At 57.4% G+C, this 12193-nt stretch carries 12 protein-coding genes and 1 pseudogene; 4 read left to right on the top strand and 9 right to left on the bottom strand.

Annotated elements, in window-relative coordinates:
* Positions 1-36: 36 nt before the first annotated feature.
* Positions 37-240, bottom strand: a complete 204-nt coding sequence (locus N2600_RS09970; RefSeq protein WP_026154138.1) for a CsbD family protein — start codon at positions 238-240, stop codon at positions 37-39.
* Between the two features lie 685 nt (positions 241-925).
* Here N2600_RS09970 and N2600_RS09965 point away from each other — a divergent pair.
* Together N2600_RS09965 and N2600_RS09960 are read left to right on the top strand one after the other, a co-directional pair.
* Positions 926-2857: a hypothetical protein gene (locus N2600_RS09965; RefSeq protein WP_260298674.1), complete on the top strand. Its 1932-nt coding sequence runs from the start codon at positions 926-928 to the stop codon at positions 2855-2857.
* Between the two features lie 24 nt (positions 2858-2881).
* Complete coding sequence (locus N2600_RS09960) at positions 2882-3100, top strand: hypothetical protein (RefSeq protein WP_017964206.1); 219 nt, start codon at positions 2882-2884, stop codon at positions 3098-3100.
* 416 nt (positions 3101-3516) lie between these two features.
* Here the strand turns inward: N2600_RS09960 and N2600_RS09955 are convergent, their stop codons facing one another.
* Positions 3517-3744, bottom strand: coding sequence for a hypothetical protein (locus N2600_RS09955; RefSeq protein ID WP_170263052.1), 228 nt, complete (start codon positions 3742-3744; stop codon positions 3517-3519).
* Positions 3745-3847: 103 nt separating this feature from the next.
* Between N2600_RS09955 and N2600_RS34450 the strand changes: the two are divergent.
* Both N2600_RS34450 and N2600_RS09950 read left to right on the top strand, forming a co-directional pair.
* Positions 3848-4083, top strand: a pseudogene (locus N2600_RS34450) (hypothetical protein).
* Between the two features lie 91 nt (positions 4084-4174).
* Positions 4175-4375, top strand: a complete 201-nt coding sequence (locus N2600_RS09950) for a hypothetical protein (protein ID WP_164579233.1) — start codon at positions 4175-4177, stop codon at positions 4373-4375.
* A gap of 393 nt (positions 4376-4768) precedes the next feature.
* Here N2600_RS09950 and N2600_RS09945 read toward each other — a convergent pair whose 3' ends face one another.
* From N2600_RS09945 to N2600_RS09915, 7 genes are all read right to left on the bottom strand, one after another.
* The gene (locus N2600_RS09945) at positions 4769-4981 is read right to left on the bottom strand and encodes a hypothetical protein (RefSeq protein ID WP_260298673.1); all 213 of its coding nucleotides are present in this window, start codon (positions 4979-4981) and stop codon (positions 4769-4771) included.
* A 28-nt stretch (positions 4982-5009) separates the two neighbouring features.
* Positions 5010-6602, bottom strand: coding sequence for an IS66 family transposase (tnpC, locus tag N2600_RS09940; protein ID WP_260297203.1), 1593 nt, complete (start codon positions 6600-6602; stop codon positions 5010-5012).
* Positions 6603-6675: 73 nt separating this feature from the next.
* On the bottom strand, positions 6676-7020 hold the full coding sequence (gene tnpB, locus N2600_RS09935; protein ID WP_011053349.1) for an IS66 family insertion sequence element accessory protein TnpB: 345 nt from the start codon (positions 7018-7020) through the stop codon (positions 6676-6678).
* A complete protein-coding gene (locus N2600_RS09930; RefSeq protein WP_163856647.1) occupies positions 7017-7361 on the bottom strand; it encodes a transposase in 345 nt (114 codons plus the stop codon). Before N2600_RS09930 ends, tnpB begins: the two co-directional genes overlap by 4 nt.
* Positions 7362-7477: 116 nt before the next feature.
* The gene (locus N2600_RS09925) at positions 7478-7894 is read right to left on the bottom strand and encodes a TetR/AcrR family transcriptional regulator (RefSeq protein WP_260298672.1); all 417 of its coding nucleotides are present in this window, start codon (positions 7892-7894) and stop codon (positions 7478-7480) included.
* An 8-nt stretch (positions 7895-7902) separates the two neighbouring features.
* Positions 7903-11013, bottom strand: coding sequence for an efflux RND transporter permease subunit (locus N2600_RS09920; RefSeq protein WP_260298894.1), 3111 nt, complete (start codon positions 11011-11013; stop codon positions 7903-7905).
* Positions 11013-12128, bottom strand: a complete 1116-nt coding sequence (locus N2600_RS09915; protein WP_260298671.1) for an efflux RND transporter periplasmic adaptor subunit — start codon at positions 12126-12128, stop codon at positions 11013-11015. The genes N2600_RS09920 and N2600_RS09915 overlap by 1 nt, the downstream gene beginning before the upstream one ends.
* Positions 12129-12193: the final 65 nt, after the last annotated feature.

The raw sequence follows: 12193 nt of genomic DNA, 5'->3' as shown, positions 1-12193 counted from the left end.
CAAAAACCCGGCTTTCACCGGGTTTTTGTTCAGGCACTACCAAGTCTGGCGACTGGTCCAGTCATCGATGTCGCGTCTGACACGATCCTTTTGGAGGCCATACCGCTCCTGGATCTTGCCTTCCAGCTGCTCGCGCTTGCCCGCGATCTGGTCGAGATCATCGTCAGTGAGTTTGCCCCACTGCTCCTTGATCTTGCCCTTCGCCTGCTTCCAGTTTCCTTCGACACGATTCCAATCCATGGTCGATTTCTCCCGTCTGTTGATGAGGAGAAAACGGAGCGCAGCGGAATTTGGTTCCTGTGTCATAGTCGATTTCATAAACCATCGCGCTATCTGCATCGACGCTCGTAGACGACATCCAAGGCCATGCTCGCCAACAGTTGATCGCCATCGGCCTCAATCTATTCCGAGAGCCTCCCGAAGCAGCGGGACGACTGCCTAACTGATTATAGATCCTTCACTTGCCGCCGCCCTGCGACGCCTTTTATCCTGTTGCACTTCGGCGTTTGAGCAAATGGGACCTATCGTGCCGACTCTAATGCGGAGATCATCTTTTGACCGCGGCGGCGAAAGCCGTAGCAGGCAAGAAAGTCCCTCGGCTCAGGCTGTCGCTTTGACCCGCCATTGGGCAATCCAGGGGCCCAGCGCAGGAGCCCTCCGATTCGCGTTTTCCAGCCATCGCGGTGCCAGTGAGTGCATCTATAATCATCATCTTATATGGAATTCTCTTTAAAGATAATTTGGCCAAGCCGATTGCGAAATTCGTTTCTGCCGTTAACTTGGAAAACGTAGCATACGTTTTCCAGGTACTATTGAATTTCATGGCGCATTGGGAAAAAGTCCGCCGCGAGTGCGACTTCTGCTGGCGCAATACACACACTGCGCTTTCGTGCAGACGCAGAGATGTGATGACTTGAAGGGCAAAATGGCGCTTGTTCTGAAGACCTTCGGTAGGTTGCAGCTCGTTGACGAGGACGGGAATGGGGTCGCGTTTCCGGAGAAGGGCCTGCTGCTTCTCGCCTATTTGCTCACCACCGACCAAGGTTCGGCGGATCGAACAACATTAGTGAGCTTTCTGTGGGGCGACGCCGATAGGGACGATACGCTTGCGACTTTGCGTAAGTTGATTTCGAGAATGAAGGCCCGTCAAATTGAACTCGGGATAAATATCCTTTCATCCCAGGGCAACATGGTCACCCTCGACCGGGAGTCTCTGTCTTCCGACATTCTGCTATCCGGGACAGAGGAAGAGGTTGAACCGTTCTCCCGGCTTAAGCATCTCGTGAAGCTCATGAACCAGCCTTTTCTGGGGCCGGTTCACAGTCATAGCCGTCAGTTTCAACGGTGGCTCGCCGAGCGAGAAATTTGCCATATCGAGCTTCTCGGTAATACATTGAGAACGGCGTCCCGACTGCCGCAGTCGCAGAAGGAATCCGAACTCCTGAGGAAGGCTGCAGTTATCCTCTTTCGGACGGAGCCGAAGGATCCCGATACACTGCAAATGCTCATACAGATATTCCAGGCGGAAGAGGAAGTTGCGTCCCTTCGGAACCATTTTGAACAGCGGCGGAATTCGATTTTGCGAGGAATCGCCGCGCGCGCCAGATCCGATGACGATGACGCAAAATCCCTCCGTCCGACATCAGCGCCTGCAAAGCCGAAACTCGAGGCCGCTCTTCCCGTTGAGCCCGAAGATATCCGGATTGCAATTCCCCGCCTGGTGCTGCTTCCGCCCAAGAACCAATCCGCGCGACCCCAAGCCGGTTTTTTAGCCGCATCTTTGGTGGAAGATATCACAATCGGATTTTGCGCCTTCAACAGCCTGGAGGTCATAGCCCCCTATTCGGCGGTTCAAATCGGCCACCACATGGAGACGCAGAAAGCCTTCTTTGAACGGCATCGCGTCAATTATATTCTCGATACCCGGATCAGCAACACGGACGATGACGTCACCCTGTTCGCCCAACTGATCTTTTTCGACCAAAATCAAATAGTTTGGGCGGAAAGATTCAGCCTTGATCATATGGATCTCGTCAAAGATCGGAGAACTGTCGCCCGACGGATCTCTCTCTCGGTGTCCAGTGAAATCGAGCGCCATGAGACGTTGCGCGAAGATCTGAACCCGATCGCTTACCATCGATATCTTGTCGGCAGGCGGCACCTGGCGCGATTGACGCTTCCGAATCTGCGGCGTGCGCGCAAGGAAATGAAAGGCGCACTCAGCGTCAGCCCCGATTTCGCGCCGGCGCTGAGTTCGATGGCCCGGACCTACTCGAAGGAATGGTTGTTGACGGCCAGGGGTGATGCCGATCTTTTGCAATCGGCGGAGATTTTGGCAAAGCAGGCCACCGAGACGCGTCCGGACTTCGCCGATGGATATCGCGAGTTCGGGGTCGCCAAACTGTTACAGGGGGCATTTGACGAAAGCGCCGAGGCAATGGAAGTGGCCGAGAGCCTTGCTCCACACTACGCCGACGTGATTGCCGACTATGCAGACACCTTGGTTCATTGTTCGCTCCCCGCGATGGCCTTGCGAAAGATCGAGCGGGCAATCGAGCTGAACCCGCTTGCTCCCGACACTTATTTTTGGACCGCCGCGGGAGCGAACTACGCCCTCGGAGCTTTTGAAGAGTCCCTGGATTACATCGGGCAGATGGCCGATCCGAGTCTCGCGGATAGGCTATCTGCCGCAAGCTGGGCTATGCTGGGCCGTCAGGACAAAGCGCGGGTCTTCGTCAGGAGGTTTCGCGAAGGCAACCCGGCCTTCGATGTGGACAAGTGGTTGTCTGCTGTTCCAAGTAAAGAGCAGTGGCATAAAGATCTTTATCGTGAAGGCCTGAAGAAAGCTGGATTTTAAACATCAATCGTTGGAGGGAAAACCATGGCTACAGTTGTTATTATTAGTGTTGACGGCCGAGACGAACTCTGGATCGCTGATCTGGACAACGGCACCGTCGTGCCGCTCCCGGAGCCCAAATCAGGCGGCCTGAAAGTGGTGACCGATCTTCGCGCGACCGGGACAACCTTGACGAAGGGCGTGAATATCGCCGTGGTTGTCAAATCTGCGGAGGCAGCACTTTCGGGCCATTATGATGGCTGAACGCCGATAACCTTAGCGGCGTGAGGCTGGAAGGCGGCAGCACGCTGGAACGAGGCTTCAAGTGGTCGATATTCATGGCATCCGACGGCGCTTGGCCGTACCAGGAGCACCCGAGGTGGCTGGAAGCGCCTTAGTTTCTTCGACAACAAAAACCCGGCTTTCACCGGGTTTTTGTTCAGGCATTGCCACGTGGAAGTTGGTTCCTGTGTCTTAGCCGACTTCATCAAGCGTCGCGTTATCCTGCACCGACGCACGTAAACGACATTCCAGGCCATGCTCGCAAGCGCTCGCCAGCGGCTGATCGCCGGCGGCTTCAATCTCTTCCGAGGGCCTTCCGAAGCAGCGGGACAACTGGTGTGACTGATCATCGATCCTTCACTGGTCTTCCCCTGAGATGCCTTTCAGCCTCCTCCACTTCAGTGTTTGAGCAAATGGGTACCTATGGTGCCGACCATAATGCGGAGATCATCTTTTGATCGTACTCCATGTTCGAACATGGAGATCAACTGTTGAGCTGCTTTGATCGCACTTAGGCTATCCTTGGGGCAGCAGCGTGCGGCGCACCATTCGTCATAGATGTCCTCGATCATTGCGAGGTCTTCTGGACCCAGCGCCGACTTGGAGCCGTGCATACCTTGAAACATCGCAATCCTCCCAGATGCTGACGTGACACGTAACAACGAACTGATTTTATGCCAACTTCCGGAGACTTCAATGTGCGGTATAGGACAGAGGGAAGCTCAATTGCTGCGGCAAAGACGCAAGGCCGCTGCCCACGTCAAAAATACCCACGGCCTGGACCCGCTCAACGTTTCTCTGCGGAGCCTGTCAGATGAAGAAGGCCTTGGCGCGTTACTCTCGCTTGAAATGATGGATACGAAGTGATCTGGAATGCCTGGAGAAAGCCGGCTTCTGCATATGTGTGGAGCGGCCCGAACGAACACTGGTTGTCGGATGGGAACAAAGACCTATCCGGAAAATAGAGATGAGACCTCACGAGCTTGTGTCTCCCTTCATGCCCTTTAAAAGGAGATGTTCCATCCCATTATCGTTCCGAAAGAAGTGAGAGCGATCATGATCCGATCCCAGATAGCCGACGCACAAACCGTGTTGAGCGACGAAGAAGTAGCCCTCTGCCAGAGAGTATTTGACCACATCAGCTCGGTGCGACAAATCACAACGGATACCGAGCGCGAAGATCTGGCTCGGCGGGTGATCCATTCGTACCAGCATGGGGTGAAGGACGAGGGCGCGTTGCTACGACTGTTAATCTGAGATTGCGGCAACTATCTTGATGACTAGAAAAGGTGGAAGCGTCGGGGTTCGAACCCCAAAAAATTTCCTAGATGTTTAGTGTCCCGGCATTTGATGGCGCGGATCGAAGGTGAAGCGCTGGAGTCGTGAAGCCCGTGCTTTGCAAATGAACTCGTAGGGGTGAGGCCTTGATGGTTCGGTTCATACTCTCGACTTGACCGCGGATGCCTCGGCTTGGTCGTGGGGTGCTCGATATCGCCAGTGGCAGGTGTATTCAAGGTGATGCGTTCGCCATTGGCGATTGCTTCAAACGAGGTGTGCAGTCCCACCAGGCACATCGCCTGAGCGACGTATTCCTCGTGCGATGCTGCGCATGTAGGTCGCCTTTGTTGGTCGCGCGAGCAGCGACTTTCGTCATTCCCACCAAAGTGCTTGCAGGATAAACGAGATCTGTTCACCAAGGCCCTCTTCAGCATTCCCGGCGTTTCGAAGCCGCTCCTCGACGAGGACCGGGTGGTAAAAAGGCACGAACGCATTCATCGCACTTCGGGCAGCTAGGGCTGCATCGATGACATTAAAATTGCCGGCGTCTGCCCCTTCTTCGATAATATTTTCGATGATCGCCACAAGACGGTAAGCGGCAAGCCGAGGCCGTTCAGCCTGTGTAGTTCCACGGCATGAGTGCATCGATTTCGCTGCTGGGCCAGCTGTTGGCTATGCGCTCGAGGGTTTGGGTGAGCCAGGCCTGCGGATCGACGTTGTTCATCTTTGCTGTCTGAAGGAGCGTGGCGATTGTCGCCCAGGTCCTGCCCCCGCCGTCGCTGCCGGCGAAGAGGGAGTTCTTTCGCGTAATTGTCTGGGGCCTGATCGCGCGCTCAACGATGTTGGAGTCGAGCTCGATGCGACCGTCGGTGAGGAAGCGTTCGAAGATGGAGCGACGCGAGGTAGCATAGCGGATCGCCTCGGCAAGCTTCGATTTGCCGGAGATCCGCGGCAGGGTTCTTTGCCAAAGGTCGAAGAGCTCATTGACGACGGCAGCAGATGTCTGCTGACGCGCCGCGGCACGAGCGTCAGGGCTTTGCCCGCGGGCAGTTTCTTCGACCTGCCAGAGCTTTGCCATCAGCTCCACCGTTTCGGTGGCGATCTTTGAGCTTTCCGAGGCGTGGAGCTCGTAGAACTTGCGTCTGCTATGGGACCAGCAGCCGGCCAATATCACTCCGTCATTGCCGCCGTCAGATCGGGCAAGCTTGTTGTAGGCGCCATACCCGTCGACCTGAAGGATGCCACGATAGCCATTCAGATGCCGGGCGACACGATCGCCAGCGCGGCTATCTTCGAAGCGATAGGCGACCATCGGCGGGCCACTGCCGCCAAAGGGTCTGTCATCCCTGGCATAGGCCCACAGCCAGGCCGTCTTTGCCGATCCGGATCCCGGCGCGAGCGTTGGCAACGTCGTCTCATCAGCGAAGATACGCTCGGCCTTCTTGACCTCGGCGAGGATGTAATCGGCCAGAATGTCGAGCTCGAAGCCGAGCTTGCCCATCCATTGCGCCATCAGCTTGCGATCGAGATCGACCTTGTCGCGGGCATAGATTGCCTCCTGCCGATAGAGCGGAAGGCCATCGGCATACTTCGAGACCGCGATCTGGGCCAGAAGTGCTTCCGTCGGAATGCCACCCTCGATGATGTGCGCGGGCGCCGATGCCTGGACGACACCGTCTTCGTTTTTGAAGCCATACTTCGGCCGCCGGGTGACGATGACCCGGAACTTCGCCGGCACGACATCTAGCCGTTCAGAGATGTCTTCTCCGATCAGCACCTTCTGCTTGCCGGCATGCTCAGGCAGTTCATCCGGCTCGATCACCACTTCGACCCGCTCCAGATGAGGTGCGAAGCCCTTGCGCGGCCGCGGCTGACGTTTGCCATCCGGATGGGCTGCGCCCTTGGTGACCTGGGCCCGGATCGCGGCGATGCCGGTCTCAATCTCCTCAAAGACAAATGCCTGCTGTTCATCGTCGATGCCTGAAGGTCCAAGCTTTTCCGATCGTCGGCCAAAGCGAGCACGATCGAAGGCTTTCAGGATCTGGGTCAGTCGTTCGATGCGTTCATCAGCATGGGCGTTTCGCGCCTTCAGATCTGCGACCTCGCTCTCAAGAGCATCAGTCCGCGCCGCCTTGTCAGCCATGGCAAGGACCATGGCCTTCAGTGTCTCTACATCATCCGGGAGCTGCAGATCGGGCGGCGTCATGAGGCCTACCAGAGCATATTTTGCTCCGGATTTCCTGCCCTTTCAGGCGGTTGATTCACTTCGCCGCAGGCCTTTACCCAACAATCTCCGGTGGCTTCACCGCCACAGAGCGAACCCGTTTCCAGTCCATGCCGTCAACGAGCGCCATGAGCTGGGCATGATTGAGCTGCACCCGGTTGTGGCCGATCCGCGGCCAGCAGAACTGCGCCTTCTCTAGCCGCTTGGAATAGAGGCAGACCCCTGATCCATCCCACCAGACGATCTTGACCCGGTCTGCCCGTTTCGCCCGGAAGACATAAAGCGAGCCGTTGAACGGATCACTGCCGGCGTCGCGCACGAGCGACAGCAAACTGTCCGGCCCTTTGCGGAAGTCGATGGGATGACTGGCGAGGAATACCTTTACACCCGCGGGGATCATGCCGAACGAACCGCCCGGATGACGCGCTGCATATGCGCCTCGTCGACATGCCGGCCCACCCGCACGACGATATTGCCAATGATGATTTCCACGACGGGGTCGGATACAACGCTCTGTGGATCCACTGTCGCTGCAGCTTGCCCAAGCTCATCACTCCCCGACAGTTCTCTGCGCCAGCGATAGAGCTGAGACGGAAGGATCCCGATTTGCCGCGCAATTGCCGAGACGTTCACACCCGGCTGACAGGCTTGCTCGACCGCTGTGGCCTTGAACTCGTCAGACCAGAACCGCCGCAACTGTCGCGGCGAGCCGTCAAGACGATCGGGCACCGCCTCGATCATCCGCATCAATCCAAGGCTAGCCGCAGGCCTAGACATAGATCCTCACATTCAGAGAAGTCGTATGTCCGAAATACCCTGCCCAGCATCAGCAGCGCCAGATGGGGTCTCCTTGCCGCTTACACAAGACGAGCGCTATGGGCGCTAATAACTGGCCAGCTCTCCACCGTTGCAGCGACGATCAAGTCAGGGACCGGCTTCTCTTCAACGAAGTTCTTTCTTCTCTCCTCATGGAGCAGCTTGAAAAGACTTTCGAGCTTCTCGTGAGCCGGCGCCTCTTGCCGGGCGACTGCATCCGCCAACCGAGCAGCTTTCTCGATGAACCGGCCGCAGATCGACTTGTTGATCGCTGCCCTCGACGGGAAGAACCGGTAGATGTTGGCACTGCTCATCCCGAGGCATGATGCGATATCTGCGACAGATGTCTTCTGGTAACCGATGCGGCGAAAATGCTCTTCCGCCACATCGAGGATACGCTCGCGCCACATTTCGACTTCAGTGCCCGAGCGGCCCTGTGGGATCACGATACGTGGCACGGACGCCCCTATTCTGCCGCCAGCGCTATTGGCCGCGCCTGATGTTCGGCCGCTTCCTCTTTCTCAACTGCTTTGGGTGGTTTGATCCGAAACCACACAGCATAGAGGGCCGGAAGGAAGAGCAGGATCATCACGGTGCCTGCCGCCGTTCCGCCGATCAGGGTATAGGCCATCGACCCCCAGAACACTGAGTGGGTTAGAGGTATGAATGCCAGGATCGCCGCGAGTGCAGTCAGGATAACAGGTCTTGTTCGCTGGACGGTCGCTTCGATCACGGCATGGTAGTCGTCGAGCCCTGCCGCCTGGTTCTCCTTGATCTGCTCTGTCAGGATAAGCGTGTTTCGCATCAGTATGCCTGCGAGCCCGATCAAGCCGAGGATGGCGTTGAAACCGAAGGGTTGATTGAACAGCAGCAAGGTCGGAACCACCCCGGCAAGACCAAGCGGTGCGGTCAGCATCACCATTGTCATTGTCGAGAGACTGCGAACCTGCAGGATGATGATGATCAACATGGCAGCAATCATCAGCGGGAAAACCTGCGCGAGCGCAACATTGGCTTTCAATGACTCCTCGATGTTGCCGCCCATCTCGATACGGCATCCAACGGGAAGCGATGCGATCAGCGGCTGGAGGGCCTTCATTACCTGTTGCGACACCTCCGGTGGCTGCGTCGCCTCGTTGATATCAGACCTTATAGTGATGACCGGGGTCCGGTCACGACGCTTCAAGATCGGCTCTTCGAACCTGATCTCGGAATGCCCGATCTGATCGAGGGGAACCTGGCGGCCATCCCGGCTCATCAGCGAAAAGTCGGCAAGTCGTGACGGGTCGAGGCGGTTTTCGCCGGCACTTCGAGCAACGACAGGCACGTTGCGGATGTTGTCGCGCACCTGCGTGACAGGGATGCCGGTGAGCAGCATCTGCAGCTGCTGGGCAGCCTCCGATGGAGAAAGACCAATCAGATTGAGCCTCTCCTGGTCGGGGACAAATCGCAGAACAGGTGTTCGGTTGCCCCAGTCACGGTTGGCTTGGCGGACATCGGGAACGGTCTTCATGATCGCCAGAGCCTGCTCGGAAATCTTATAGAGTTCATCCTGATCAGGCCCCATGATCCGGAACTCGACCGGGAACGGCGTGTACGGACCAAACACGAGTTGAGTGACGCGCACAGAAGCTTCGGGAACAAGACCCTCCGAAATAGCGGCACGAAGGCGGTGTTTCAGTTCTTCGCGCGCATGGGCGTCGGGCGTGAGAACGACGACCTTGGCGAAGGCGGGATCCGGCAATTCCGGTGCCATAGCAAAGAAGAACCGGGGTGCGCCCTGCCCCACGTAACTTGTGACGATATTGGTCTCGGGCTGGGTCTGTAGCCAGTCTTCAACCTTCTTCACCGCGGATGTCGTCGCCTCGATGCTGGTGCCCTCGGGCATGCGCACTTCAACCAGGACCTCCGGGCGATCCGATGTCGGGAAGAATTGCTGCTTCACGCCGCCCATCCCAACAACCGAAACGGCCATGGTGATGCCTACCACGGCGCAGACCATGAACTTATGGCGGACAGCGAACTCGATGCCGGAACGCAGACGACGGTAGTTCGGCGTGTCGTAGATGGCGTGATGACCGCCCTCGACCGGCTTGATGTTCGGCAGCATCTTGACGCCAAGGTAGGGCGTGAAGGTAACCGCCACGATCCAGGATACGATCAGGGCAAAACCGACGACCCAGAAGATGTTACCGGCATACTCGCCGGCCGTTGATTTTGCGAACCCCACGGGCATCAGCCCGATGATCGTCACCAGCGTGCCCGACAGCATTGGCGCCGCAGTATGGCTCCAGGCATAGGCGGCCGCCTTGATGCGGTCCATGCCCTCTTCCATCTTCACGACCATCACCTCAATGGCGATGATGGCATCGTCCACAAGAAGGCCCAGCGCAAGGATCAAAGCGCCGAGCGTGATGCGGTCGAAGAAGCGCCCGGTTTCCAGCATGATGAGAAAGACCACGGCAAGTGTGAGCGGCACGGCAAGCGCGACGACAATGCCAACGCGCCAGCCGAGTGCGACTAGACTTACGAACAGCACGACGCCAAGCGCCATGGCGAACTTGAGCATGAACTCGCCGACGGCCTCCTCGATGTTGACAGCCTGATCGCTGACCTTGGTGAGCGTCATCCCCAGCGGCAGTGTCTCCGCGATCGTGGCGGATCGAGCCTCAAGCGCTTTTCCGAGATCGAGTCCGTTCCATCCCGCCTGCATTACGGCACCCAACATAATTGTCGGCTCGCCTTCATGGCGGATAAGGTAGGTGGCAGGATCTTGATAACCGCGCCGTACATCCGCGATATCGGAGAGTTTCAAAGTACGGCCAGCGGCCACGATCGGCGTGTCGGCAACGGCCTGCACACTGTTGTAAGCTCCGTCGAACCGGATGAATACCTGTGGCCCCCTGGTGTCGATCGAGCCGGCGGGCGTGACCGTGTTCTGTCGCTGCAAAGCAGCAGCGATATCTTGCGCCGATATGCCGAGTGTCGCGAGCTTCGCGTAGGAGAACTCGACGAAAATCTGTTCGGGACGTTCCCCGACGATGTTGATTTTCTTGATACCAGGAACATGCAGCAGGTCCTGCCGGATGACCTCTGCCTGCCGCACGAGATCGCGCATTGGCAGTCCCTTTGCCTTCAATGCATAGAGACCGAAACTCACATCGGAGTATTCATCGTTGACAAATGGCCCGATGACGCCCGGAGGGAGATTGCGGGCTTCGTCACTAAGCTTCTTGCGCGCCTGATAGAATTCTTCTGCCACGGCACTTGCCGGGGTGTTATCCTTGAGGGTGACCGTCAGGAAAGCGTAGCCCGGTCGGGTTGTCGTCTCGACGCGGTCGTACCATGTGAGTTCCTGAATGCGCTTTTCAAGCGGCTCGGCGACAAGGTCCTGCATTTCACGGGCAGTGGCACCTGGCCAGACCGAAGTAACAGTTAGGGTCTTGATTGTGAAAGACGGATCTTCGGCGCGCCCCAGCTTGACGAAGGCGTAGGCGCCAGCGGCGGCCAGCAGCACAATAAAGAACAAGGTGATGGCACGTTCGCGAACGGCGATGGCTGACAGATTGAAGTTCATTACTTTTTTACCTCTTGCTGCGAGGCAATCCTGATGACCGCGCCGTCGGCGAGAAGATGCGCGCCCAGCGCGACAACTTGCTCTCCAGTTCCAATTCCCGTGACGAATGCCATCTCCTCGCCAATCTGCTGAACTTTGACCAGAGTGAACTTCACCGTTGATGTTGTGCCGTTGACGACCCACACTCCAGTGCGACTACCGTCATCCAGAATTGCGCCCACTGGTATAGCAACCTCCGACTGGCGGTCAGCATCGAGAATTCCAATCGTCACTGTCGAGCCAAGCGGGGCGGAAGCCGCATCGCCTTCGAGAACATAACGCGCCTCGTAGGTACGGGTTTGCGGATCGGCGGAATCCGAGATCTGCCGAAGTTTGGCCTTTCCGCTTAAACTTCCGCCTGCATAGACGCTGGTCTGCGCTTCGGAGCCAATCTTGGGCCGCAGGGTCTCCGGAAGCCAGATAACAGCCTCGCGCGGGCCCGCCTGCGCCAGTTGAACGACCGTCTGGCCCGCTGCCACGACTTGTCCCGGATCTCCAAGGGTCTGGGTTATGGTTCCATCAGCGTCGGCAACGAGAAGCGTGTATGCAGTCCCATTTTCGGCCACCTTGGCGTCGGCTTCTGCCGCAGCAAGCTGAGCAGAGGCTGTGTCGAGCGCTGCTTTTGCCTGTTCATAACGCTGCGGAGTAGCTGCCAAGCCATTTTTTACCAGCGCCGCATAGCGCTTTTCGTCTGCTTGCGCCTGAACCAAGACAGCGCGTGCTGCGGTAACGGTATTACGCTTTGCTGTCAGCGCGAGTTGGAGATCGGTCTCGTCAATGCGCATCAGCGCCTGGCCTTGCCTCACCTGCTGCCCCACGTCGACCATCCGCTCGACGATTTTGCCGGGAACACGAAAACCAAGGTTGCTTTGTACCCGGGAAGCGACAGTGCCTGTGAAAGAGCGCTCAGCCGCACCGGTGGTCGTTGGCTCCACCACTCTTACGAGTGGTGACGCTGTTCTTGGATCAGCGGCCACCGCTTCCTGCTTGGTGGGTTCAAAAACCACGAAGAAGGCCCCGGCTGCGCCGGCCGCTGCCACGAGACCTACGAAAGTCAGGACAAGTTTGCGTTTCATTTGAGTTTCTCTTCTTGACGGGCGACACAGATGATTTAGATTGCGATCTAAATCTATTTTTGTTA

The organism is Rhizobium sp. WSM1274, from assembly GCF_025200775.1.
In the GTDB taxonomy this organism is placed as follows: Bacteria; Pseudomonadota; Alphaproteobacteria; order Rhizobiales; family Rhizobiaceae; genus Rhizobium; species Rhizobium leguminosarum_I.
The sequence above is the reverse complement of the archived record's forward strand: the minus strand, read 5'-3'. Positions and strand labels throughout refer to the sequence as shown.